General features: G+C 51.9%; 25 protein-coding genes. 17 read left to right on the top strand and 8 right to left on the bottom strand.

The features are described from left to right. Positions 1 to 124: 124 nt before the first annotated feature. Positions 125 to 310, bottom strand: a complete 186-nt coding sequence (locus O5O45_RS10980) for a hypothetical protein (RefSeq protein WP_305905265.1) — start codon at positions 308 to 310, stop codon at positions 125 to 127. A 596-nt stretch (positions 311 to 906) separates the two neighbouring features. Here O5O45_RS10980 and O5O45_RS10975 point away from each other — a divergent pair. The 5 genes from O5O45_RS10975 (at position 907) to O5O45_RS10955 (ending at position 7,173) form a co-directional block, all read left to right on the top strand. Further along, positions 907 to 2,268 (top strand): ABC transporter substrate-binding protein, encoded by a 1,362-nt coding sequence (locus tag O5O45_RS10975; RefSeq protein WP_305905264.1) that lies wholly within the window; start codon positions 907 to 909, stop codon positions 2,266 to 2,268. Between the two features lie 218 nt (positions 2,269 to 2,486). After that, the gene (locus O5O45_RS10970) at positions 2,487 to 4,604 is read left to right on the top strand and encodes an extracellular solute-binding protein (protein WP_305905263.1); all 2,118 of its coding nucleotides are present in this window, start codon (positions 2,487 to 2,489) and stop codon (positions 4,602 to 4,604) included. Positions 4,605 to 4,670: 66 nt separating this feature from the next. Further along, positions 4,671 to 4,904: a UPF0175 family protein gene (locus O5O45_RS10965; RefSeq protein ID WP_305905262.1), complete on the top strand. Its 234-nt coding sequence runs from the start codon at positions 4,671 to 4,673 to the stop codon at positions 4,902 to 4,904. Positions 4,905 to 5,275: 371 nt separating this feature from the next. Continuing rightward, the gene (locus tag O5O45_RS10960) at positions 5,276 to 6,427 is read left to right on the top strand and encodes a hypothetical protein (protein ID WP_305905261.1); all 1,152 of its coding nucleotides are present in this window, start codon (positions 5,276 to 5,278) and stop codon (positions 6,425 to 6,427) included. After that, a complete protein-coding gene (locus O5O45_RS10955) occupies positions 6,424 to 7,173 on the top strand; it encodes a hypothetical protein (protein ID WP_305905260.1) in 750 nt (249 codons plus the stop codon). Before O5O45_RS10960 ends, O5O45_RS10955 begins: the two co-directional genes overlap by 4 nt. 108 nt (positions 7,174 to 7,281) lie before the next feature. On the opposite strand, the gene O5O45_RS10950 is transcribed toward O5O45_RS10955, so the two are convergent. Beyond that, positions 7,282 to 8,175, bottom strand: a complete 894-nt coding sequence (locus O5O45_RS10950; protein ID WP_305905259.1) for a LysR family transcriptional regulator — start codon at positions 8,173 to 8,175, stop codon at positions 7,282 to 7,284. 123 nt (positions 8,176 to 8,298) lie between these two features. Here O5O45_RS10950 and O5O45_RS10945 point away from each other — a divergent pair, with 123 nt between their 5' ends. Next, complete coding sequence (locus O5O45_RS10945; RefSeq protein WP_305905258.1) at positions 8,299 to 8,850, top strand: NAD(P)H-dependent oxidoreductase; 552 nt, start codon at positions 8,299 to 8,301, stop codon at positions 8,848 to 8,850. A 328-nt stretch (positions 8,851 to 9,178) separates the two neighbouring features. Here O5O45_RS10945 and O5O45_RS10940 read toward each other — a convergent pair whose 3' ends face one another. From O5O45_RS10940 to O5O45_RS10915, 6 genes are all read right to left on the bottom strand, one after another. Next, entirely contained in the window at positions 9,179 to 10,966 is a 1,788-nt protein-coding gene (locus O5O45_RS10940) for an aminopeptidase P family protein (protein WP_305905257.1), read from the bottom strand. Positions 10,967 to 11,092: 126 nt separating this feature from the next. Next, the gene (locus O5O45_RS10935) at positions 11,093 to 12,088 is read right to left on the bottom strand and encodes an ABC transporter ATP-binding protein (RefSeq protein ID WP_305905256.1); all 996 of its coding nucleotides are present in this window, start codon (positions 12,086 to 12,088) and stop codon (positions 11,093 to 11,095) included. Between the two features lie 24 nt (positions 12,089 to 12,112). After that, positions 12,113 to 13,102, bottom strand: coding sequence for an ABC transporter ATP-binding protein (locus tag O5O45_RS10930; protein WP_305905255.1), 990 nt, complete (start codon positions 13,100 to 13,102; stop codon positions 12,113 to 12,115). Between the two features lie 70 nt (positions 13,103 to 13,172). Continuing rightward, positions 13,173 to 14,105 carry an ABC transporter permease subunit gene (locus O5O45_RS10925; protein ID WP_305905254.1) on the bottom strand — a complete coding sequence of 311 codons (933 nt, stop codon included), beginning with the start codon at positions 14,103 to 14,105 and terminating at the stop codon, positions 13,173 to 13,175. A gap of 9 nt (positions 14,106 to 14,114) precedes the next feature. After that, positions 14,115 to 15,035, bottom strand: coding sequence for an oligopeptide ABC transporter permease OppB (oppB, locus tag O5O45_RS10920; RefSeq protein ID WP_305905253.1), 921 nt, complete (start codon positions 15,033 to 15,035; stop codon positions 14,115 to 14,117). Between the two features lie 83 nt (positions 15,036 to 15,118). After that, positions 15,119 to 16,735 (bottom strand): peptide ABC transporter substrate-binding protein, encoded by a 1,617-nt coding sequence (locus tag O5O45_RS10915; RefSeq protein WP_305905252.1) that lies wholly within the window; start codon positions 16,733 to 16,735, stop codon positions 15,119 to 15,121. Between the two features lie 333 nt (positions 16,736 to 17,068). Between O5O45_RS10915 and O5O45_RS10910 the strand changes: the two genes are divergently transcribed. The 11 genes from O5O45_RS10910 to O5O45_RS10860 all read left to right on the top strand — a co-directional run bounded on the left by O5O45_RS10910 (position 17,069) and on the right by O5O45_RS10860 (position 23,337). Continuing rightward, the gene (locus O5O45_RS10910) at positions 17,069 to 17,473 is read left to right on the top strand and encodes a hypothetical protein (protein ID WP_305905251.1); all 405 of its coding nucleotides are present in this window, start codon (positions 17,069 to 17,071) and stop codon (positions 17,471 to 17,473) included. An 84-nt stretch (positions 17,474 to 17,557) separates the two neighbouring features. Beyond that, positions 17,558 to 17,938, top strand: coding sequence for a hypothetical protein (locus tag O5O45_RS10905; RefSeq protein WP_305905250.1), 381 nt, complete (start codon positions 17,558 to 17,560; stop codon positions 17,936 to 17,938). Positions 17,939 to 18,024: 86 nt separating this feature from the next. Further along, on the top strand, positions 18,025 to 18,501 hold the full coding sequence (locus tag O5O45_RS10900) for a hypothetical protein (RefSeq protein WP_305905249.1): 477 nt from the start codon (positions 18,025 to 18,027) through the stop codon (positions 18,499 to 18,501). 190 nt (positions 18,502 to 18,691) lie between these two features. Beyond that, positions 18,692 to 19,114: a hypothetical protein gene (locus O5O45_RS10895; protein WP_305905248.1), complete on the top strand. Its 423-nt coding sequence runs from the start codon at positions 18,692 to 18,694 to the stop codon at positions 19,112 to 19,114. 104 nt (positions 19,115 to 19,218) lie between these two features. Continuing rightward, positions 19,219 to 19,734 (top strand): DUF6334 family protein, encoded by a 516-nt coding sequence (locus O5O45_RS10890; RefSeq protein ID WP_305905247.1) that lies wholly within the window; start codon positions 19,219 to 19,221, stop codon positions 19,732 to 19,734. Positions 19,735 to 19,830: 96 nt separating this feature from the next. Continuing rightward, positions 19,831 to 20,493 (top strand): hypothetical protein, encoded by a 663-nt coding sequence (locus O5O45_RS10885; protein WP_305905246.1) that lies wholly within the window; start codon positions 19,831 to 19,833, stop codon positions 20,491 to 20,493. A 73-nt stretch (positions 20,494 to 20,566) separates the two neighbouring features. Next, complete coding sequence (locus tag O5O45_RS10880) at positions 20,567 to 21,199, top strand: hypothetical protein (RefSeq protein WP_305905245.1); 633 nt, start codon at positions 20,567 to 20,569, stop codon at positions 21,197 to 21,199. Between the two features lie 277 nt (positions 21,200 to 21,476). After that, positions 21,477 to 21,719, top strand: coding sequence for a hypothetical protein (locus O5O45_RS10875; RefSeq protein ID WP_305905244.1), 243 nt, complete (start codon positions 21,477 to 21,479; stop codon positions 21,717 to 21,719). 22 nt (positions 21,720 to 21,741) lie between these two features. After that, positions 21,742 to 22,371 carry an HAD hydrolase-like protein gene (locus tag O5O45_RS10870; RefSeq protein ID WP_305905243.1) on the top strand — a complete coding sequence of 210 codons (630 nt, stop codon included), beginning with the start codon at positions 21,742 to 21,744 and terminating at the stop codon, positions 22,369 to 22,371. Between the two features lie 74 nt (positions 22,372 to 22,445). After that, on the top strand, positions 22,446 to 22,847 hold the full coding sequence (locus O5O45_RS10865) for a hypothetical protein (protein WP_305905242.1): 402 nt from the start codon (positions 22,446 to 22,448) through the stop codon (positions 22,845 to 22,847). A gap of 79 nt (positions 22,848 to 22,926) precedes the next feature. After that, the gene (locus tag O5O45_RS10860) at positions 22,927 to 23,337 is read left to right on the top strand and encodes a hypothetical protein (RefSeq protein WP_305905241.1); all 411 of its coding nucleotides are present in this window, start codon (positions 22,927 to 22,929) and stop codon (positions 23,335 to 23,337) included. Positions 23,338 to 23,352 lie beyond the last annotated feature (15 nt).

Raw genomic sequence — 23,352 nt, 5'->3', positions numbered from 1 at the left:
TGGTTGTTTAAACTCATGGATTGTGTGGCTGAGCGATGAGGGATATCACCAGTTCAATCGCCGGCTGGTATAACAGATTTTGGAGCAGTTCGGGGAACAGGATGCAAGACCAGGATTAGTCAGCTTATTGAGCCCCTTGCTCCAACCGTTCCCGATTCTTCTCCATGGCCTCTTCAATCTGCTTCTGCGCCTGATCGATCTGCTGTTCGGCTTTCTCTTTCTGGCGCTCCGCTTCTTCGCTGTGTTCGACGGACAGGTAGGCGACGTAGAGGAGCGCCAGTAGGATGCTGATGATGCCGAGTGCTTTCATAGGGGGACCGCTGACATGCCGATTTGTTTATCGGGTGGATAAGGGAAACTGACCTGCACAGATAGTGTAGCGTGGATTAACCGGTTTGGTTTTTCGGCGGGCCACCCCGGAAGCAACAGATAACGACAATGCACAAAAATGTACAGGTAATTCCCTTGGTTAGTATTTGTGCTTGTCATGCGCCCGTTGTCTAATGACTGCACTCCCAAGCTCTCCTGCGAGCGCTGGTTTAAGCGGTTTGGCGGGGGAGTGAGACAGGTTGTTATCAGAATAAATACAACAAAGGCGCCGTCATGAAAGTAGATACAGACGTTTTCTTTGTCTTCAGCTATCACCTTGGCATTCAGTCCCTTCTGTCATCGCGGATAAGTCCGTTTCCTTTTGTTGTTCCGTCGGCGGAGCTAACTTTGCGACGTCAAAAACCGAACTGACGACGCTGCCTGTTTTCCTGATATCCAAACCTTCAATCTGACAAGTTAATCCGCCCGAAGCCGTCGCGTTTTTGGGCCAGGACCGCTTGTCGCCTGCAAAAATATCTCGCCGTTGCAGGCATGGATCGCCGCGGCGGGAAGTTTCCTTAAACAGAGAGAAACGCCATGAAGCACCGCAATAAATATCCGTTTGTAAGGCATTTGATGTTGAGTCTGGCGACGCTGTTCGCAAGCGTTCCAAGCCAGGCGGTCGAGATTGTCGTCGCCACCGTCGACAATGCGGATATGTTGAATATGCAGAAACTGTCGCGCCATTTCGAAGAACAGAATCAGGACATTCAAATTAGCTGGAAGATCGTGGATGAGAGCGTGTTGCGACGTATGCAGGCCAGCGACAGTAAGCAAAAGCGCGCCCAATACGATGTCTATACCCTGGGCCTGTTTGAAGCGCCGATATGGGGAAGTAAAGGGCGTTTGTCGCCGTTGCCGGCGGCCTATCAATCCGATGACGAGATGAAGAAGTGGATTCCGGAGATCATCGACGGGTTTCGCTACGACGGCGAGTATTACGCCTTGCCCTACTATGGCGAAAGTTCCATTACCTATTACCGCAAGGATGTGCTGAGTCGCTATGGCCTGCAGATGCCGCCGCAGCCGACTTGGCGCGACGTCGAATCGACACTGGCGCAGTTGAAGCAGGCGTCGCAAGGCGAGCATGGGCGATTGTGTCTGCGCGGCAAACCGGGGTGGGGTGAAAACATCGTTATCCTGGCGACTATGTTGAACGGTTTTGGCGGCCGCTGGTTCGATGAAAACTGGCGTTCGGCGCTGGCGGAGCCCGCCTGGAATCAGACTATCGAATACTATTTATCCATGATGGCGGAGTACGGTCTGGCGTCTTCCTGGAACAACGGCTATTCCGAAAATCTTCAGGCGTTTGTCGCAGGCCAGTGTGATATCTGGGTGGACTCCACCGCCGCCGGCGGCGCCATCGCCCAGGCGTCCTTTTATTCTCAGGTGGGATACGCCGCAGCGCCTTCGCAGGTCACCGACAGGGGAACCAACTGGCTGTGGTCATGGGGCTTCGCCGTGCCGCGGGGGTCTCTCCATAAAGACGCGGCCTGGCGTTTCGTGAGCTGGGCGACTTCTGATGAATATCATCGGCTGGTGGAAAGCAATTTCGGCATCTCGCAGACGCCGCCGGGCGCCCGCCACGCTTTGTATGAAAACCCTTCGTATCGCGAGTACGCCAGTTTCGCGGATATCACGCTGAAAGCCATCAAAAGCGCCGATTTCGAAAACCCCAGCATTCAGCCGGTTCCATACCGGGGCATTCAGTTCATCCAGGTGGAGGAGTTCCAGCAGATTGGCGACTTTATTGGTAAAAAGCTGTCCGTCCTGCTGGAGCGAAAGCTCACCGGCAAGCCGATCAATCTGGATCAGGAATTGTCCCATATGTCCGAGTTCGTGCAGGCGTCGCACAACATTGCGGAAAGGTTGCGCCAGAAAGGCGTTGACGCGTATTGAGGAAAAATGGCGTAGTTGCTACTAATCAGGCAGACAAATAGCTTCCTTCTATTTGTCTGCAACGACAGAGCCTGCACATGTCAGGCCCTGTCTCCAGCGGCTAATCGCCGCGCAGGCGCATCCATACGCCTGAGTATTAACATGCCAATATCATTGCCATATTAATAATAAGGATTGATAGGGAATGTCGTTAGAGGCGACGCTGGAGGAAATAGCCTATGGCCTTGAAAAACCGGCCCTGGTTGATAAGACTTGCTAAAAGCTCTTTCTCATCAGGTGAGCAAATGGCCTTGCATACGGTAATAAAGCGCTGTCTATGCCTGTTTCTTTGCGGGTGGATGTCGGCGGTGGGAGCGGAACCGGTCGTCGAGCTGGTAAGCGGGGAGAAAGAGCCCTACATCGGCGTGAATCTATGGAAGAACGGCTATGCCCATGAGGTAGTGACGGAGGCGTTCAAGCGCTCCGGCGTTACCGTCCATATCTCGTTTCATCCCTGGGCGAGAGCCAACGCAATGGCGCAGCGCGGCAAGGTTGACGGCGTTGTGCCGGTTTATGCGGGCGTCTTCCCGGAGCAGGAGTTCCGGCTGAGCGATCCTTTCCCGGGAGACTCCATCGGGATTCTGAAGCGCAAGGACAATTACTTTCAGTATTCCGTTCCTCCCTCCGTAAATTTAATGCAAGCGCTAAGCGGCCTGTCCGGCGGCGTCATCGGGCAGGTCCGGGGCGAATCCACGTTGCAGGAGCTGCGCAACATTCCCGGCATTCAAATCGAGGAAGTCACCAGCGAACTGCAAAACATCGACAAGCTGGCGATAAACCGCATCCAGTTTGTGTTGATCGATAAGTTCACGGCGGCGGACCTGATCGTCGGTTACCGACCGCACTACATCGGGAAGCTGGACTTTGTCTATCCGCCCCTCGCCAACAAGCAATTCCATATCGCCTTTTCAATCCGTCTTGCATCCGCTGACAAGTGGGTGACGGCGTTCAATCAGGGCCTCAGACAAATGCGCGAGGACGGGACGCTGGACCGGCTGCGTTTTGAGTATGGCCTGCTCCCCAAAGTGGACGGCGGCGATGGCAAAATCAGGCTGGTTATCGGCACGGTGAACAATCTTGACATGGTGATCATGCAGGGACTGGCGAAGGTGTTTGAAGAGCAGAACCCGGATATCGAACTGGATTGGCGAATCATCAATGAAAGCACTTTGCGGCGGCGTCTGCTGGGCGACCTCGCCATTTCCGGCGGCCAGTTCGATGTGATGACCATCGGCATCTATGAAGTCCCCTTATGGGCGGGCAACGGGTGGATATCTCCTCTTGATCCGCTGCCGACGGCCTATCGTATCGATGACATCTTGCCAACGGTCAGGCAGTCGCTTGCCTACAAAGAACAGCTCTATGCGCTGCCGTTCTATGGCGAGAGCGTCATGACCTATTACCGCAAAGATCTGCTGAAAAAAGCCGGTCTGGAGATGCCCGAACACCCAACCTTCGCGAATATTGAGCTGATCGCGCGAACCCTGCATGACCCTGAAAATCAGGTTTACGGGATATGCCTGAGAGGGAAGCCTGGATGGGGAGAGAACGTGGCGCTGTTGTCCTCCCTGGCGCATGCCTTTGGCGCGCGCTGGTTTGATATGAACTGGACGCCGCAACTGGATTCAAAAGAGTGGCGTCAGACCCTGGCTTATTATGTTGATCTGATTACCACTAAAGGCCCGCCGCACCCCACCAGTCTGGGATATCGGGAAAGCCTGAATCTGTTCGCGCAAGGCCATTGCGCCGTCTGGATCGACGCCACGGTGGCGGCGAGCTTTCTTTATAATCCTGAATTCTCCCAGGTGAGCGATAAGACAGGTTTTGCGCCTGCGCCGAGGGGTGAGGTGAATCAAAGCTGGCTGTGGGCATGGTCGCTGGCGATTCCTGCGGCGTCCAAACACAAAGCGGCGGCGAAGAAGTTCATTACCTGGGCCACCTCCAAGGAATACATCGACCTCGTGGCGAAAACCAAGGGCTGGGTGGCGGTCCCCCCCGGAACCCGCAGATCCACCTACGAAAACCCCGCCTACCACCAAGCCGCGCCGTTTTCCCATCAGGTCCTGAACGCCATCGAACGCTCGGACGTCAGCAAAGTCACCGCACTCCCGGTTCCGTACACCGGCGCGCAATACGTCAGCATCAACGAATTCTCCTCATTCGGCGCACAAATCAGCCTCCACTTCGCCAATATCCTGGAAAACAAAATGACCATCGACGACGCCCTGAAAAAATCCCAGGCGCTGATTAAACATCAGATGATTAACTCGGGTTATTTGAAGGAGAGGGGGGACTGAGGGGGCGTCATGAGCTAAGGTACGACCTGATATCCGAAAAGAGTACTTATCGAATGAGGGCGAGAATTGAAAATCGAAATAGATGATGAATTAGCCGAAAAACTACAGCTCACAGAGAAAGAAGCGCTGGAACTACTGGCGATCGCCTTGTACAAAGACCGTGGCATTCACGGCGCTTTCGCTGGAAAAATCGCGGGGATTTCCGAGTTCGAATTTCACGGCTTACTGGCCAAAAAGGGCTTCAGCGTGAATTATGATGTCAGTGACTTTCTTGAGGATATTGAACGTAATGATTTGTGATGTTGTACAAACTCAAAGAAAGTTCGCGCCACGCCAAATATAGCGGGAAGTGTTGTTCGGGTTAATAACCGCATCTAAACGCGCCGCAGGTATCAATCATTATAAGTTCTTAGTGTTTATCTGTTTGACTTTATTGAATTTAGATTGAATGTCTTTAATGTGAATACCCGCTTTCTGCATGGATGCCCAAAACTGCGTTGAGAGATTGGGAGCATGGCGCCACGGATTCTGATACTCAATTGGCGAAGCCCTCCTACTGAACTAACTTAGGGTTTGCCCTATCAGTCAATAGGCCTCGGTCAAGCGGGTAATTGGCATGGTGGTGAATATTGCTAGCATTCTTGCTTTTCTACTCAACTAAGGAAAGCTCCATGCAAGAAAGCAATCTCCCCGCCCAACACCAGCTTATCGACTTGGAAAACCCTCTGCCTTCATGGAATCTAAAGCAAAAGAAGGCTGGCAAGAAATTGATGATCACCAAAGAAGCCGATACCTTCATGCGCACTCTGAACATGTATGATAGAACGAAGGTTTACAATGAGGCGCTCAAACTGACCAGTGACGGTGGCTATGGATGGAATAGTAAGGGGTTCAAGAAAGAGCCTATGTTCATGCGTGAAAAGATGTGTCCGGGTGGAATCAGCTTCATGTACAACGTGAACCCAGAAATGATAGTTATTAACCGGATGAGGTTGGAGCGAGGCGCTACAAATCTTGAGACGCCAAAGAAAATGCAGCAAATGGGGTTGTTTGAGGTACAGCGTACTTCTGGTGTTCGCTGGCATGAAGAGATAGGCCCCGATAGCATCCCTGAACTAGAAAGAGCATGGGGTGAGCCTCAGCTAGTTAGAACAATTAATACAGAACATGTCGCCGTTAACGGAATGTCAAATGACCTAGGCAAAGCCAGATGGTTAATGGGTGTTCATGTGGACACAGCTTATTGGGAAGACTACGCGAAATCTTATACGTTAGTGTATAACCCAACCCGAGGCGCGGTTTTCGACTTTTTCGAGTGTATTCAGGACAAAGTTTCAACCACAAAAGTGGCTGAATTCTTGGCGGTTACGATGATAGAGACTCAGCAGAAAGGCATAACGCGGAAGTGGACCGCTCACAGTCAGGGAGGCATTATTCTGACTCGCGCCGTAGAACTAGTAAATATGCGTGGCATTAGCCTGAAAGGGCAAAGGGTATCTATACATGCGGGTGGAAATGAAAAGACACGTGCAGAGAATGCCTTTATGAAAGCGGGTATGACCATAGATGAGATTAAACGGGATCATCCCAACGACCTTGTGCCTAACCTTGCGGGATTCAATGACCTATCGCCTCGCGCGTTTTGGCGTAGTTTAAGTAATATAGATTTAGTATTTGGTGATAAGCGCCCTGTTGAAGCCAGCCCACATACATTACCCTATCTCAGTAGAGAGTCAGCCATTCGCCACTTACAGATGAACGGTTATCACAAGAGAGCGGAAAAGTTGGCGAAGCTTACTATGAAGGAATTTGGCATATCATGATCAAGCAACTGGTGAGGCCGCTTATAACCGGTAAAGGGCCGAATTTTTCAAATCTAACCGCAAAGGAGTGCGGTATAGGTGACTACAGATTAGGGTATAAGTTGCCGGGAAACACTATTGAAATCGGCAGACCCAAGAAGCCAAGACCCGCACAAGTCAATCTGGGGAGCGACATATTCAATTCTTATGGTTGCGAAAAAGAATACAATCGCACATTCGTACGGATGGAGTTTGAATGGTGGGCCTATAAGGGCGCGTTCCTACAAGGCTATTTCGGTCAACTTAGCCGTGTGTGCTTATACATTGACGTAAACTGTGTAGAACACCATACCCCACTTCAAGAGGGTTGCCTTGATAGCCTTGAATCATATTTAAAAAGGGACTATTGGGAGTACTACGAAACGGAGAGCAACAATGATGGCAAAGTAGGAGTCAACTGGGAAAAACGTAACAAGCGCAAAGAAAACCCTCATGGATATGGACTATCTCCTTTGCTTGTAAAATTGCCTGAAACATATGAGAAATTGTCTCTCAATGGAGTGCAGTGGTTGAAATATTGCATTGACGGAGAAGGAATTCCAGGAACTGGTATTACTTATTATTGGGCTTACCCATTAACCAATAACTATTATCTGACATTTAACTTTCGGATGACGTCAGAAGTCGGTGATAAGAAATTGAGATACCAACGTATGTACGAAGATGCCAAACGTATCATGTCTATGGTTGAGCTCATTAAAGTATAGAAGTTTTAATTTTTCTTGCTTCTACATTTAATGGGTATATTTATATTTTTAATAAACATAACGAGTTAGGCTCTGTGGAACTAGGTGTATGGGGGGATAATTACACAACTACCCCCCAGTAACCTCCCGAATCACCTCAACCACATGGCTCACCGCCTGATCCCCCTGGCGTCTCACGTGCCACGCCAAGTGCAGTGGGAAGCCTTCTACTGGTATGGGGGGTGGGAGGACGGTGAATTTTGTGGTGTCTTGGGGGACGCAGTGGGTGGGGAGGAGGGCGATGTAGTCGGATTGGACGACGAGGTCGGGGGCCATTTGGAAGTAGGGGACGACGAGACCGACGCGGCGGCGTAGTCCGTGGGCTTGCAGGGTTTGGTCGACGGGGCTGTCGGCGTCGCCGCGGCCGGAGACCAGGACATGGGGATAGGCGAGCCATTGTTGCAGGTTAAAGTCCTGGGCGGCGGGATGGTCTTTGCGCATCAGCACGCAATAGTCTTCATACAACAATTCAACGCAGCGGAATGAGGCGCCGACATTGGGGAACACCGACACGGCCAGGTCGGCTTCTCCTTTGGCGAGCTGCTCCAGGGCGGACTTGGCGCCATGCCAGGTCTGTATGATCAAATCCAGGTTGGGGGCGCTGGTCAGCAGGCGTTGATGTAGCGGCCCCAACAGCGCGGAAACGGGAAAGTCCGCCATCAGGATGCGTAGGGTCTGGCGCAGCTCCGCCAGGGGCGTATCCGCCTGATTAATCACACGCTCCGCCTGGGCCAACAACGCCTTGATCGGCTCGCGCAGAGATTCCGCTTTGGCGCTGAGGCGCATCTCACCGCGACCGCGAATCAGCAGAGGGTCGCCAAACAGGTGGCGACAGCGTTCCAGGGCGCTGGAAGTGGCCGGTTGCGACAAGTGCAGGCGCTTCGCTGCGCGTGTGACATGACGCTCGTCCATTAACGCATCAAGAATCACCAACAGATTTAAATCGACGCCACGTAAATTCATAAAACGAATAATCAAATATATAAACTATCGATTAGATTAATATAAGCCGGTAACGCAAGCTAGGTCCTATTGAAACAACGCGCTACAACGCACTGAAAACCGAACTGAAAAGGACCGCCCAACATGAAAACCACTCTGCTGATGTTCCACTCCCGTTATCGACCTTCACGCATCAACGCTGCACTGATGGCGGCGGCGCAAACCCTCGATAACCTGGATGTAGTGGATATGAATCGGCTGTATCCGGATGAGCGTATAGACGTCGCCACGGAGATTGAACGACTGCTGCAAAGCGAGCGCCTGATTCTGCAATTTCCTATTCAGTGGTACTCCACGCCGCCCTTGTTGCAGCGCTGGCAGGATCTCGTGCTGACCCACATGTATTACCTGGATTACGAAAACACTGGGCGCCGCTTCGAAGGCGCGCCTATCATGGTCGCCGCCACCGCCGGCAATACAGAGGCGGCTTATCAGCCTCGCGGGCGGAATCGTTTCACCATGGAAACCCTGCTGACGCCGCTGCAGGCGACCGCCAATCGCTGCCGTCTGCCCTGGGGCGATCCGTTTGTGGTGTATCAGGCCGACTACCTGATGGATGCGGAACTGGATATCGCCTGTGAGCGTTATCTCACCCATATCCAAAACTGGCGGACCGAATTTGTGCGCGGGCAGTAAGCGCCCGATATTGTTCGCTGACAGTTTGCGCTTTCGGGGTGAACAGAGACGGTGAGGGACGGTCAGGAATGGGGGCAAATGCGCAAAAAAAGCCCGGCGAACGCCGGGCAATACATGGATGGACCTTCTTGTACTTCTACTACCTGTACTACTTGTTTACCAACATGACGAGAAGGCGCCATGCTGGTAACCGGACGCATGAATGCGTCTGGGCGGCGTCAAGCCGCGGGTGACTGGGCCCGAACATGAAACAGGCCCAGCCGATGGCGGACAAATAGCCGGAAAAGCGACTTGTCCGCCGGGTCTTGGTATCTGTGGAGTGAGGCCGTTAAACCGGTTTGGTGGCGTTTCTCAACCACGCGGTCTGTGAGGCTTCCAGATAAGGGCTGAGCGCTTCGTAAACGCGCCAGTGATAAGCGTTGAGCCAATCAGTTTCTTCAGTGCTGAGCATGGACAGGTCCAGAGCGTTGATGGCGATGGGCGCCAGGGTGATGGTTTCGAAGCCATAGAAGACGCCAAACTCGTTTTCTTCCAGCTCCACCACTTTCATGATGTTCTCGATGCGCACGCCGTACTCGCCTTCGCGGTAGACGCCGGGTTCATTGGTGATGACCATGCCGGGCTTGAGAGCGACTTCTTTAGGGTTCTGCGAGAAATTCTGCGGGCCTTCATGCACGTTCAGACACAGACCGACGCCATGGCCGGTGCCGCATTTGTAATCGATGCGATGACGCCACAACATGCCCCGAGCCATGATATCCAGATTGGCGCCGGTGGCCCCTTTCAGAAACACGGTCTGCGTCAGCCGTATCACCGCCTTGAGCACCAGGGTGTAGTCCTTGCGCTGCTGCGCGGTGGGCGTTCCAAAATGAAAGGTGCGGGTTATGTCGGTGGTGCCGCCTGGGTACTGGCCGCCGGAATCCACCAGGAAGAAGTTGCTTTCATCCACAGTGGCGTTGCTGTCAGTGCTGGCGGAATAATGCATCTTCGCGGCGTGAGGGCCAAACCCGGCGATGGTGCGGAAACTGTCGCTGATATAGCTGGACGTGGCGCGGCGATAAGCGCGTAGCTGCGCCTCTGCGGACAACTCCGTCACCTTGCCGCCGGGAACCTGGGTTTGCAGCCAGTACATGAAATTCACCATGGCCACGCCGTCCAGACGCAGCGCCTGTTCGAAGTTCTCCATTTCCGTGGGGTTCTTCTGCGCCTTCATGTCGGTGACCGGGCAGGGCGTTTCCACCAGCGTGATCTCCGGCTTGATCTGGTTGACCAACAAGCTGTTGGCGCTGGCGGGATTGATAGCCAGCCTGCAGCCTTCCGGCAGCTGATTCACGGCCTCGACGACAAGCTCATAGCCATGGGCCGTCACGCCATATTCCGCCAGAGTGCACTCCACCGCTTCCGGCAACTTGTCGCGATCCATGAAGACCTGACTTTGCTGCGCGGTGACCAGCAGATAGGACTCGGAAATCGGGCAATAGGGCGTATCGCCGCCGCGAATATTCAGCGCCCACATCACATCATCCAGCGTGGAGACCAGCAGACCGTCCACCTGCTGCTCCGTCATCCAGTCGCGGATGCGCTGCATTTTCTCCTGCGCGTCCACGCCGGCGTAACGTAACTCATGGTTGAACACCGGCGCTTTGGGACGAGCAGGACGGTCATACCAGAGCGGCGTGATCAGATCCTGGTCCAGAATCAGCTGAATCGACTTGGGCGCGAAGGCGTCCAACAGCTCCTGATAAAATGCGCGACTGATCGAGCGGCCGTCCACACCGACGCGGGCGTTTTCTGGCAGGGTGGCGGCCAGCCATTGAGGAATGGTCGGCGTCTCCGGCAGCCTGGCCTTGAACAGTTTGAGGCCGGACCCCGCCAGTTGCTCCTCCGCCTGAATAAAGTAACGACCGTCCGTCCACAGGCCGCCGCCATCGCCGGTGACGACCACATTGCCCGCCGAACCGTTGAAACCGGAAATCCATGCCCGCGCCAGCCAATGATCAGCGGAATACTCACTGGAATGCGGGTCGTTGTTGGTGACGATGTAAGCGGCGAACGCCTGATTGTCCATCGCTTTGCGAAGGTGTTCGAGTCGTTGCGTGACTGGGGGCGTGTTCATAGTTTAAAACTTCCTAATGACAGACGATTAAATCGACAGACAAACTGAAAACGACAGACCTTGCGGATGCCTGGTCCTGTCTCCCACGATAAGCGCATCCCGGCGCTGGTGTGTGGACGGGCATTCTCATTGACCCGCCAATAACAAGGTGTTGGAGCAAAAAATACGATGCTCGTCGGAGCCGCTCTGAGTGGGAGGCTGGCTCCCACAGAGATCCGTGGCCTCCGGGCATCGGGTGCGAAAGACGCAGCCGCTGGGCGGGTTGAGCGGCGAGGGCAGATCGCCGGGCAAAAGCTGCACCTCCCGTTGCCGCGCCAGTTTGGGATTGGCGATAGGGACCGCGGACAACAGCGCTTTGGTGTAAGGGTGCTGCGCCTGATCGAAAACCCGGTCATACAGGCCCACTTCCATGGGCTTGCCCAGGTACATCACCATGACTCTATCGCTGATATGACGCACCACGCTCAGGTCGTGTGCGATCATCACCAGCGTCAGCCCCATCTCCTGTTTGAGGTCATCCAGCAGATTGATCACCTGCGCCTGAATGGAGACGTCCAGGGCGCTGACCGGTTCGTCGCACACCACCAGATCCGGGTTGAGAATCAGGGCGCGGGCGATGCCGACGCGCTGACACTGGCCGCCGGAAAATTCATGGGGATAGCGATTGCGCTGACTCGCCGACAGGCCGACCTTGTCCATCATGGCGATCACCCGGCGCTCGATGTCTTTGCGCTTGAGACCCGGCTCATGAGTCAACAGAGGCTCGGCGATGCATTCCGAGACCGTCAACCGGGGATTGAGGCTGGCGGTGGGGTCCTGAAACACCATCTGGAACTCCCGGCGACGACGCACCAGGGTGGTTTTGTCGAACCCGCGCAGGTCTTCGCCTTTCCAGCGCAATTCGCCCCGGGTGGGCTCGATCAGCCGCAACAGGGCGCGCGCCAAAGTGGACTTGCCGCAGCCGGATTCGCCCACAATGCCCAGGGTTTCACCGCGATACACATCCACGTCAATGCCGTTGACCGCCTTCAGGCGCGGGCGTCGGCTGGGCAGAATGTGCTTGCCGATAGGGAAGTGCACTTCCAGGTTGCGGGCGGAGAGTAAGACTTCTTTAGCATTCATCCTGTAGATCCTGTGTCGATGGCGTCAGGCGGTGCGCGCCAGCGGCGTGGTTTTGTTCTGCGCCAGGCCGTGGCAGGCGGCCAGTTGCGTGGCGCCGAGTCGCGTCAGCGGCGGAATGGCGGCTTCGCAGGAGGGCTGCTGCAGGCTGCAGCGCTCCCGGAACGGGCAGCCTTTATTGTTGATCAACGCGTTGGGCGGATTGCCGGGGATGGTCGGCAAGCGCGGCATATCTTCAGAAATCGACGGGATCGCCTTCAGCAGGCCCTGGGTGTAAGGGTGGGCCGGACGCTCGAACAGGGTTTCCGTATCCGCTTCTTCCATCTTGCGCCCGCCGTACATCACCAGCACCCGGTCGCACATTTCCGCAACCACGCCCATATCGTGGGTGATCAGCAGAATGGCGGTATTGAATTCCCCCTGCAGCTCCCACAACAACGACAGAATCTGCGCCTGCACCGTGACGTCCAGAGCGGTGGTGGGTTCGTCGGCGATCAATAACTCCGGGCGACACAGCAGCGCCATGGCGATCATGATGCGCTGGCGCATGCCGCCGGACAGCTCGTGAGGATACTGCCCCATGCGCGCCTGCGGCGAGGGAATGCGCACCGCGTCCAGCATGCGGATGGATTCCGCCCGCGCCGCCGCTTTGCTCATGCCTTTATGAATCATCAGCACTTCGGTGAGTTGCTTGTCGATCTTCAGGAAGGGATGCAGAGAGGTCATCGGATCCTGAAAGATCATGCCGATTTTCTCTGCGCGAATGCGGTTCAGTTGCCGCTTGCTCATGGCCAGCAGGTTTTCGCCGTGAAAATTAGCGACGCCAGACACCCGGCCGTTATCGGCGGTGAGTCCCATCAAGGCGAACACCGACTGGCTTTTGCCGGAGCCGGACTCGCCGACAATGCCGAGGGTTTCGCCGGCGCGCACGGTGAAGGAAAGATCGCTGACCGCCTGCACCAGTCCGTCCGGCGTTTCGAAGCGAACATTCATGTTTTCGATGGACAATATGGTCATGAGAGCTCCTGGCGCTTACTGGATGATTGCTTTTTTATTAGATGCATGAGAGGTCCGGGGCGCATGAGAGTTAACGGTCCTTCGGATCAAGGGCGTCGCGCAGGCCGTCGCCGATGAAGTTGAAACAGAACAGAGTGGCGACCAAAAACAGAGACGGAAACATCAGCAGCCAGAGCGCCACATCAATGGTTTTCGCCCCTTCGGCGATGAGAATTCCCCAACTGGTGTCCGGCGGCTGCACGCCCAGGCCCAGAAAACTGAGGAAGGATTCGAACATGATGAAGCCCGGCACCATCAGCGAGGAATACACCATCACAATGCCCAGTACGTTGGGCAATACATGACGACGCACGATGGTCAGCTTGGACACGCCGATGGAGTGCGCCGCTTCAATAAACTCGCGCCGCTTGATGCTAAACGTGACGCCGCGCACCACGCGGGCGATGTTGAGCCAGGACACCATGCCGATGACGATAAATATGAGATAGATATTGTTGCCGAACAGGGTGACGAACAGGATCACCATGAACATGAAGGGCACGGAGTCCAGCACTTCGATGACCCGCATCATGACGCTGTCCACCAGCCCGCCCACATAGCCGGAAATGGCGCCCCAGACCGTGCCGATCAGCACCGCCACCAGGGCGCCCATAAAACCCACCATGATGGACAGGCGACCGCCTTGCATGGTGCGGGCGAACAGGTCCTGGCCCAGGTCGTCAGTACCGAAATAATGCCCGGTTTCCAGGGAGGGCTTGCCCAGTTCGTAGGGATCCGCCACGACGCTCCAGTCGATTTCATCGTGGCTGAAAGGGGCGACATGCGGCCCAACCACAATGCAGACCACAATAAACAGCAAGACGTAAACCGAGGCCATGGCGGCGCGGTTTTTGCGGAAGCGCATCCAGGCGTCCTGCCACAGGCTGCGTCCCGCCACGGCTTCGACATGATCCGTCACTTGAGCGGTAAGCCACTGCGGGTCGAGTTTTCTGGTTGTCAGCACGACGGCCTCCTAAATGCGAATGCGCGGGTCGATGACGGTGTACAGCAGGTCCACCACCAGATTGAAAAAGATGGTCAGCGAAGCCACGATCAGGGTGATGCCCATCACCAGGCCATAGTCCCGGTTCAGCGCGCCGGAGACGAAGTGCTGCCCCATGCCGCCGGTGCCGAAGAAAATATCGATAATCACTGATCCGGTGACCACCGCGACAAACGCCGGGCCTAACATCGCCACCACAGGGATCAACGACGGCCGCAGGGCATGATGAAACAGCAGATAGGGCGTGGAGAGACCTTTGGCGATGGCGGTGCGGATATAAGGCTGGTTCAACGTCTCGATCATGGCGCCGCGCATGACCCGGGCGATGCTGGCCACGGAGCCGATGGCGAGACTCAGGACGGGCAGAATCAGAAAGGCCGCTTTGCCGCCCTCCCAGCCGCCGGCGGGCAACCAATCCAGACGTATGGCGAAGATCGCGACCAGCACCGGCGCCAGCACAAAGGCGGGAATCACCACCCCGGTCATGGACAATGACATCAGAAAGTAGTCGAGCTTGCTGTTGCGATTGAACGCCGCCAGGGTTCCCAGCAGCATGCCCACCGGCACGGAGATGCAGAAGGACAACACGCCCAGGGTCGCCGACACGGGCCAGGATTGCCCCACCAGCTGCGTCACGGTGAAATCCTGGTACACGAAACTCGGTCCGAGATCGCCTTGTACGAAGTCGCGAATATAGATGAAAAACTGGGTGAAAAACGGCTCGTTCAGATGGTATTTGGCTTCGATATTGGCGCGCACGATTTCCGGCATGGGACGCTCCATATCGAATGGGCCGCCGGGAGCGATGTGCATCAGCCAGAACGACACCAGGGCGATGAACAGCAGCGTCGGAATGGCGATCAACAGGCGACGCAAAATGTATAGCAACATAATGACGCTCTCAGGAATCCGTTAAAAAAGGCCTGGACGCGCCGGCTCTGTACTTCCGACATCCAGGCCAAGAGATCGCCCACTTAATGGGCTTTCACATACACGTTCTTGCGGTAGTAGGAGGCTTCCGGATTGGTGCGTTCATAGCCGCCGATGTAGGGTTTGATCAGGTATTGATCATTGCCGTAGCGATACACCGGGATGATCGCCATGTCGTTGATCAACAGGGTCTCCGCCTCACGGTATTCCTTGGAGGGATCGCTCAGCACTTTGGAGGCTTGCATGAGTTGGTCGTAGCGCGGGTTGCTGTACTTGGAGTCGTTGAATTCGCCGGAGGACACGAAAACGTCCAGCCAGGAGGAGGCTTCGTTGTAGTCGGCGACCCAGCCGCCTCGGTGAATATCGCCGGTCTCTTTCAGGGCGTAGAACACCTTCGGCTCCAGCTGTTTGATCTCCACCTGCACGCCCAGCACGCTCTTCCACATGCCCGCCATGGCGGTGGCGATCTTCACGTCGGTGGAAAAGGTGGGCACGGTGAAGGTCAGTTTCAGCGGCTTGTCCTTGCTATAGCCCGCTTCCGTCAGCAGTTGTTTGGCCTTTTCGTTACGTTGCTTCTGCGTCCAGGTGGCGTACTCTGGCGTGTAAGGTTTGTAGCCGTCGGTTTGCGGCGGCACCAGGGTATACATGGGCACGCCGCCATTGTTCAGAATCGCCTTGGTCATGATGTCGCGATCAACGGCGTAGGACAGCGCGGTGCGCACGCGCACATCCTGGGTGGGCCCGGCGACGGTGTTCATGTAGTAATAGACGGAGCCCAGGGAGGCGCTGGTGTTGGCCACTTCTTCAGGGAATTTCTTGAGCAGTTGCTTCTTCTGCGCGGAAGGAATGGACAGCGCCTGATCGATCTCTCCGGCCAGATAGCGGTTCAAGGCCACATTGGCGTCGCCGATGGGCAGCCAGGTGATTTTTTCCAGCACGACATTATCCGCATCCCAGTAATGAGGATTCTTCTTCAGCACCATTTTTTCATTCACTTTCCACTCGGACACAATAAAGGCGCCATTGGTGACGATGTTCGCCGGCTGCGTCCATGCGGCGCCGTGTTTTTCCACGGTGGCCTCATGCAAAGGGACCAATACCGGATGGCTGATGAGCTTGAGGAAGAAAGGAACGGATTGCTCCAGGGTGACTTCAAAGGTGTAATCATCCACTGCGCGCACGCCGAGGGTGGCAGGGTCCGCTTCACCTTTCATGATCTTCGCGGAATTCCTGATTTTCGGCATGGCGGCGAACCAAGCGTAGGGCGAGGCGGTTTTAGGATCGAGCAGGCGACGCCAGCTATAAACAAAGTCATGAGCGGTCACCGGATCGCCGTTTGACCATTGGGAGCGACGCAACTTGAAGGTATAGACGGTGTTGTCGTCATTGACCGACCAGCTCTCCGCCACCCCGGGAATGGTTTTACCGGTCTTGTCCTGAATGGCGAGCCCTTCGAACAGATCGCGACCCAAATTAAAAGCGGGCTCCGCCGCATACTTGGCGGGATCGACAGACGTGACCTCGCCACCGTTGTTCAATGTGATTTCCTGTCGGGCTGCGAGTTGAGTTCCTGGAGGGTAGGGCTTCGCCACTGCGCTTACCGTAAACACGCTGCTTATCAGAGAAATAGCGCCCAGCATCAGTAGTTTGCTTATCTTCATGACTACCTCGTCGTATTATTTTCGTTATGCAACGACGAAATGTATATTGTATACAATTCGTTCTCAACACCCTTTGAAGACGTCAATATGAAGGATCAGAATCAGAGCTTGGCGGTCTCAGAAAGTGAGACTGGTGGGTGGATGACGAGTCGATTTTTGAAACATTAGAAGCTTGAGTTGCGTCTAAAGAAACAGCGCCCGGTCATCGACTCATTCTGGATTTTGTGTCGTTGCAGGGTGTTGAAGTCGGGTGAAAAACCGGTTGGGGAGTTGGGATTGGCTGTGGTTGAATAGCTCGTTAGGGTTACAGTTGTAAGTATCAGCGTACATATTATGAAGAACACACTAATAGCCAGCTTAGCCATGCTGCTCACGGTATTTATGCTGGTATTTCTCACAGCAGTGATTGACTCCATTAATAATAACTTTGATTTCCGAATTTCCGCCGTAATCGCTGGCGTGGCCACATTGGTGGCGCTAGTGGTTCTGGTTATCTGGGCGATTCCTGGCCATTTACTTCTAAACAAACTGAAGAAAGATAAGCTGATTTGGTATATCGCGCCCGCGCTTCTTCCTGGTTTTGTGTTTGTATACTGGCTAAAGCCTTTCGGTCAGGATGCTGAGCCTTCCTTATTGATCCAGGCGCTTTTCTGTAGTTTTGTTGGCGGCGTGTCAGCCGTTGTGTTTTGGTATTTTGCTGTTTACAGGCCTGGGCGTATGACAAGGCCTTTAAAGTGAACTTTTGTTTTTCATGCTGTCTGCAGCTGGCGTTAAATTTCGGGGTTAGCTTCAGTTCAGTAAACGTTGGATATACGGGGATTTATGGGCGCATGCGTATTCGCCTTCATTGAAATTAATCACAACGATGAGTGGATCATCGCGGATGATCTTGTTGAAGATGAGGACTATGAAGGTAAACCAGTTCCGAAGAACGTCGCTCCGTATTGGTGGGGCAAGAGCGCATACGCAGACATTTACGAATTATCTGGAGAAAGGGGGTTCCCTGCTGACCTCAGCGCTGAGATGTTGAGCTTCATAAAAGAGTACTGGCAAGATGCAAACCGGCCGTCGTGGTTGCTAATGTCGGAACTAAAGCATTTACAAGAAGACGCAAATGGCCGTTGCCCTGCTATTGACTTAACACTATTCCCAAGCGCCTTGCCAGACAGCGAAGTCAGGCTGGTATTTTGGGCAGACCAGTGAGTCCACGTAAATTACGAAATCGCGCGGGTCAACTTTCGCTGCATCAATGACTACTTGTACAGTGTTGGAGACTTTCACACTCAGATATGAATCATGCCGAATTAATAGAAAAGCTCGAAAAGTCGGGATTTGAACAGCTAGGGACAGCAAGTGCTTTTGGGAACGCTGGTGAGTGGGTGATAGGGCTCATAGGGCTAAGTGGACGGTTTCAGCAAGCAGGGACAAAGGCTTTTGTAATTTGCGCAAGACCAATCAGCTTTGACTATATGGAAAGGCCGAAGGGGAAGTTCCACTGCGACCCTATGGAGTATCCATTTAAGTTAACGCTGAATAGCTTTGGCGAAAAGTTAAAATACCAGTCACAGCTTTTGCACTTCGAGCACTCAAGAATTGATACCGAAGGCGATTGGTCAAAGGTCTTCGATTTTCTTGTAAGCGACCTGCCAGAATCACTTTCAAGTCTTGGTGTTTCAGGTTTAGTTCAGCAGCTCAAAGAGATTAGGGAGCCCGGATATATAGAGAAAATATGGCTTGGAGAATTGGGCGCCAAGGCCACGGACTAGCGCGCCCTTACTTTGGGCTCATCTTCGCGGCGTTAGAACTGGATTTAGATGATGAGGCTAAGCATTAGCCCTCGGTTTCGCCTATGATCTGAGTGCTAAAAAGGCAAAGTAACCCGATTCAGCTAGCGGCATTAGCTTGTAACTTATCGCTCTCCATATTCTTATAGCTCTCACTTCCGGAGAAATTTCGATGACAAATGTTGAGAATAATGTTGTCCTTTGGGAGAGCTTTCATGCTCTCTTCAAAAGCTGTTTTGGATTCGATTATAGATCGTTAGAGGATATTGTCGCTGCACTTGAATCAGCCAACATAAAAATATACTGGCATAGCTTGTCAAATTGGGAAGATCTTGAAGATCTGGATATATTGCATGAAATGTTAAAGCTGCATGTTATTGATGGTGAGGTTTTTGTGATTACGGAAGCTTCGAATGATGATAATAACGGCCCATTTCAACTGAAAGCCGAAGAATTGGAAGCCTTTGTGAAGAACCACCTGAGCCAGTATGGTGAGTGTTTCTTTAATGGTGATGTTGCAATAGTAAGTCTAAAAAACAAATCGGTATGGGCTTTTCATCACGAGGGAGTTTTTGCGTATATAGACCAATTTTGATGTTACAAAGACGAAGACACTTAGCGGTTGTTCCCAGGCTTTAAAAGCAGATCCATATCACCCAGGTAGTGCCGCAGCATGTCAACAAAATTGGCAGGAAGCATATGGAAGCTTTACGCGGAGACTACTCTCAAGATTATCATGCAGGCGGGAATGAAAGGTCGGAAATATTAGGCATGAGCGTAAATCAACAAATATTATCAAGCTGCGCAAATTCTGAGCAAAAGTTAGTAGATGTTGTTGGGTATTTTGAGAATTGTGAAGAGAGCAGTCTCGAGTGTGTTTTATGCGCGATGGAATTCATTTTCGAGAAGTCAAAATTTTACATTGTGGTCCAAGAGGATGACAGTTTTGTGCTGTATCCAAACGATTGGTGCGGTGACCCTAAATGGAAATCCATATCGTTTATGAAAAGACGGCCTTGGTCATTAGCAATTGGAAGCCCGCTGCTATGGTCTTGGGTGCTTCATAATCAGCAAGGCTACTTTGATGGGATTCAGCTTGAATTTGCGAAAAGCACTGAATCTCGATCAATAATAGTACAACTGGTTGCTCTCGGTTCAGAAATCAAGCAGCGAGATATTGCGGAAAAGTGCAGTGCTATTACATTTACCCAATAATTTGATGTTACAAAGAGTAAAGGCTTCGGTAACCCTTAGGGTGAAGGCTTAACCAAGCCGAGCAAAGGGAGCTCAAAAAGCTATTAGAGTCAACATATGCCAGTACAATACGATTGCCAATCTTGCAACCTGACATTTAAGGTTGGCGGCTACCATGGTATTACTCCATACGAGGATTACGATGGTGGCGTATGCGCAGTTTGCATGGGATGTGGCGTCCAGTATTCAATATTTTATGGAAATGAATATCGCGGCCCTGAGTACTTTGAAGAGAAGGGGGTTGAGATAGTTGGTTATGCCCAAGAGTCTAAGATAAAACTACTGAAGCATGTTAGGCAATGGTATGAGTTAAGTCTTCACGAAGCAAAGAATAAGCTTAATGATATGCCATTTATATTCGTCGATAAGTATGGCGACCCTGATCGTATAGCTTCGAGCCTGCTAGCGGAAGGAATTGAGGCGAGATTAGTTATGTTGTCCAGGGTTAAGAATCCTTATTTCGGAAAACCCAAAGCAAGGGATATCTTGGAGAAGTTTGATTCGCTTCTATATGTAGGTATGCAGGACGCTGATATTGAGGTGCATGAAGCGCCATATTCCTGCAAATCGGGAGAGCAGGGTCGCCTTGACTTGGAATCCACGCAATGTATGGACTGCGGCGCTGAGGGGGCAATTCAATTCCATTTTGAAGACGACCTGAAAAAATGCCCAAGTTGTAAAGTGGATGCTTTGGTTGAAAGTGGGGGTTTTGTCTCCTAATAATAAAGCCAAGAAACATAGCCCCTTGGTTAATCGTATGTATCCTATCAATACTTCTTAGAGGAAGTTGTTAATGTTTAAGAAATTATTTGGAAAGAAAAGTAAAGGCCCAGACAAGGATGACACTTCTAATATTAATAAAGAAGGTCAAGCGAATGAACAGGAAAAGCCTAGAAAACACCACTATGAGTTCGGTAAGTTCACTCTTCCAATGATGGTTCTAGGTCATCCAGAACCTTTTATTTCAAACTTTTTACTTGAAGATGGACAACAGAAGTTACGTAATGTATGGAATAACATAGGAGAAAAACTTCCGCCAAGCGACCGGATGCCTGATGATGGACTTGAGCTCGTAAAGCGTGTAGCGAAGAATGTGATTTGTATGGGGATAATAATGCCAAAAGCTATATCGCCCAATGAGCTTCATTTTTCATATGTGATATGCGACAAAGAAGATTACACTAAAATTAGAATATTTGGTCTGGAAAAGGGTAGGGAGCCATGTCCCTACGAGAATCCTACTGTGTTGGCGGAATGGAATAAAATGGGGCGGCTTACCTATGATGCTGCACCAAAACCTGATTTTATCGAGTTTGAAAAGTATGTTTTTTCTATCATGGCTGATGAAATTCAGGTCCGCACTTTTACTGATTTTAGGCCAATGGGATGGTTCTCTGACAGTGACGAAGCAAGTCCAGAAGCATAGCGACTTAAGATATGCACTCTTTGATTAATTTATGATTCTCCTATTTTCGAAGGCGTACACCGGAAGATATTAATACTTGAAAATAAAACCAGTTGGTAGCAGAACCGATAACGAGTATAGGTCGGAACTGGGTAGCTCCTCCTCCAACTACTCGGTTTCAAATGGCCGTCATCCCCAACTCGGGGGAGGTAGCGGCCAGGGACATAAAGTGTTTCGGAGGCCAGCGAGTGGATGATCGGGTTTATAGGGCTAAATAGCTAAAAATGGTAGGTGACAGATGGCGGATGATCTAATTCCAATACCGATTCCGGCATTGGTGGCGGTGCTCCTCAATAAAGAGCGTGAAAAAGGCGAACCTCTTACAGAAGATGAAGTTATCGAAATAAGAGATAGCGCCACATGCCAGATGGGTACGATTCATCAGGTAAGAGCGCTTGAGGAATCGAGGGGGTACTCAGATATCGATCCCGAGAAGGCATGGGAGCAGTGGCAGGTGATCAGACTGCAATTTGATAGTTAGGGGAGAGGACGTGCATCTAGTCATGTTTGACATAGACGGAACGTTGGTCGAATCCTACGACTTCGACACGGAGTGTTTTCAGGCTGCCGTCAAAGATGTGGTTGGTATTTCGGTTGGCCCTGACTGGGGTCGGTTTCGGCATGTAACGGACGCTGGAATTCTCTCAGAGATAATTGAAGAAGTCGGTCTTCAGAGGGAACGGGAGCGTATTTTTTTCGATGTAAAAGCACAATTCGTTAGACGTGTAGAAGAATATATTTCGCGCCATGAACTGTCTCCAATTTGTGGGGCGGTTGAATTTTTGTCACGGCTCGTAAAACGTCAGGATGTGGCGATCGCTTTTGCGACAGGTGGTTGGGCCGAAACCGCCAGGATGAAGCTGGACGCGGTCGGCATCAGCCTTCCAGGGATAGCGATGGCTTCATCCTCAGACCACTATAGCAGGACGGAGATCATGAGGGTGGCTGAAATGCGCGCAAGCACAGGGAGTTACGACTCTAAAACATACTTTGGCGATGGGCCTTGGGATTGGAGAGCGTCCGAAGCACTCGGCTATAACTTTATATCCGTAGGAAGTCGAATTCATGCCGCTCAATCAATTGGCGACTACACTGAATCTGATAACGCCTTTAGGTTTATTGGATTACGATAGTCAGCAGTTATTAGCATCAATACTGTAAACAAATCACTGCCGCATTAGAACTTAAAACTGGTTGGTGGACAAAAATGAAAAGTGAAACCATTTATTTTGTTTCAGATTTGATCAATGTCCAATCGCCTCAGGATGACCTTGGTGAGTATTTAGCTAGATTTTTGGGTCCTCTCTTTCAAACGGATGAATTTCCTGGAAAAAATGTTGCGCAAAAAGACGATGCTTGGCGAGTAAACTTGATGCTGCATCCGCAGTACGTGTGGATAGGCTGCACTGGTGAGCGAGGAGCAGAGTTTTCCAAAGAGTATTTTAATGAAGAAGAACAAGGGATTACATGGAGTTGTTTTCTAGAGATGGAAGAGCCCATTGGAGGAAGGAGTAAAGAAACACTTGAGATTTTTACTGGGCTGTTAAAAAGGCTTAAAGATAAACTCTATCAAAACCAAGACATAAATATAGTGAAGGTGAAATGGTAGTACGTAAAAACTAATCCGCGATGAATTTTTCCTCAGTGTTTTTTTGTTATTCTAAATAGTTTTTACTTAATGTGGCGCCATGAAAATTGAGCTAGAAAAAGTCGATGCTGAAATCAAAATTCTTGAATACGTAATACGAGACCAGTCGTTCATGGACGATCAGGAAAGAGTGCCTAAAATGTGCTTTCAGGCGAGAATAGAGGCTCCAAGCCTTCTTGAAGGAGACGACTTTCATGCCTCGTTTTCATACTACGATAAAGACGATAACTTTCTTGGCGTGGATAAAGGCTCTACTTGGGCTGAAGAGTTCTTGGCGTACTCGCCATATCCTATATCTTTTGAGTTGGATATTCCGAAAGATACCTGCCTGATAAAATGTCAGCTGATTTCAAAGAGGCGCCAAAAAAGCATATGGGATTATGGATGGCAAACATTTGCAGTGTTAGTTTTTGGGCTGCTTATCAGCGCCATTATAAATTTGTGGCTATAAACGCTATATAGAATT

Source organism: Hahella sp. HNIBRBA332 (genome assembly GCF_030719035.1).
GTDB lineage: Bacteria > Pseudomonadota > Gammaproteobacteria > Pseudomonadales > Oleiphilaceae > Hahella.
Note: the sequence above shows the minus strand (reverse complement) of the source record. Positions and strands in the feature narration are given on the sequence as shown.

Excerpts from the sequence above, each read along its gene's own strand:
- O5O45_RS10950 (WP_305905259.1), bottom strand. The coding sequence starts at position 8,175 with ATGAATTTACGTGGCGTCGATTTAAATCTGTTGGTGATTCTTGATGCG.
- O5O45_RS10945 (WP_305905258.1), top strand. The coding sequence starts at position 8,299 with ATGAAAACCACTCTGCTGATGTTCCACTCCCGTTATCGACCTTCACGC.
- O5O45_RS10910 (WP_305905251.1), top strand. The coding sequence starts at position 17,069 with ATGAAGAACACACTAATAGCCAGCTTAGCCATGCTGCTCACGGTATTT.
- O5O45_RS10890 (WP_305905247.1), top strand. The coding sequence starts at position 19,219 with ATGGAAGCTTTACGCGGAGACTACTCTCAAGATTATCATGCAGGCGGG.
- O5O45_RS10870 (WP_305905243.1), top strand. The coding sequence starts at position 21,742 with ATGTTTGACATAGACGGAACGTTGGTCGAATCCTACGACTTCGACACG.
- O5O45_RS10915 (WP_305905252.1), bottom strand. The coding sequence starts at position 16,735 with ATGAAGATAAGCAAACTACTGATGCTGGGCGCTATTTCTCTGATAAGC.
- O5O45_RS10880 (WP_305905245.1), top strand. The coding sequence starts at position 20,567 with ATGTTTAAGAAATTATTTGGAAAGAAAAGTAAAGGCCCAGACAAGGAT.
- O5O45_RS10960 (WP_305905261.1), top strand. The coding sequence starts at position 5,276 with ATGCAAGAAAGCAATCTCCCCGCCCAACACCAGCTTATCGACTTGGAA.
- O5O45_RS10935 (WP_305905256.1), bottom strand. The coding sequence starts at position 12,088 with ATGAATGCTAAAGAAGTCTTACTCTCCGCCCGCAACCTGGAAGTGCAC.
- O5O45_RS10975 (WP_305905264.1), top strand. The coding sequence starts at position 907 with ATGAAGCACCGCAATAAATATCCGTTTGTAAGGCATTTGATGTTGAGT.
- oppB (WP_305905253.1), bottom strand. The coding sequence starts at position 15,035 with ATGTTGCTATACATTTTGCGTCGCCTGTTGATCGCCATTCCGACGCTG.
- O5O45_RS10865 (WP_305905242.1), top strand. The coding sequence starts at position 22,446 with ATGAAAAGTGAAACCATTTATTTTGTTTCAGATTTGATCAATGTCCAA.
- O5O45_RS10930 (WP_305905255.1), bottom strand. The coding sequence starts at position 13,102 with ATGACCATATTGTCCATCGAAAACATGAATGTTCGCTTCGAAACGCCG.
- O5O45_RS10885 (WP_305905246.1), top strand. The coding sequence starts at position 19,831 with ATGCCAGTACAATACGATTGCCAATCTTGCAACCTGACATTTAAGGTT.
- O5O45_RS10980 (WP_305905265.1), bottom strand. The coding sequence starts at position 310 with ATGAAAGCACTCGGCATCATCAGCATCCTACTGGCGCTCCTCTACGTC.
- O5O45_RS10905 (WP_305905250.1), top strand. The coding sequence starts at position 17,558 with ATGGGCGCATGCGTATTCGCCTTCATTGAAATTAATCACAACGATGAG.
- O5O45_RS10895 (WP_305905248.1), top strand. The coding sequence starts at position 18,692 with ATGACAAATGTTGAGAATAATGTTGTCCTTTGGGAGAGCTTTCATGCT.
- O5O45_RS10955 (WP_305905260.1), top strand. The coding sequence starts at position 6,424 with ATGATCAAGCAACTGGTGAGGCCGCTTATAACCGGTAAAGGGCCGAAT.
- O5O45_RS10970 (WP_305905263.1), top strand. The coding sequence starts at position 2,487 with ATGGCCTTGAAAAACCGGCCCTGGTTGATAAGACTTGCTAAAAGCTCT.
- O5O45_RS10875 (WP_305905244.1), top strand. The coding sequence starts at position 21,477 with ATGGCGGATGATCTAATTCCAATACCGATTCCGGCATTGGTGGCGGTG.
- O5O45_RS10900 (WP_305905249.1), top strand. The coding sequence starts at position 18,025 with ATGAATCATGCCGAATTAATAGAAAAGCTCGAAAAGTCGGGATTTGAA.
- O5O45_RS10860 (WP_305905241.1), top strand. The coding sequence starts at position 22,927 with ATGAAAATTGAGCTAGAAAAAGTCGATGCTGAAATCAAAATTCTTGAA.
- O5O45_RS10940 (WP_305905257.1), bottom strand. The coding sequence starts at position 10,966 with ATGAACACGCCCCCAGTCACGCAACGACTCGAACACCTTCGCAAAGCG.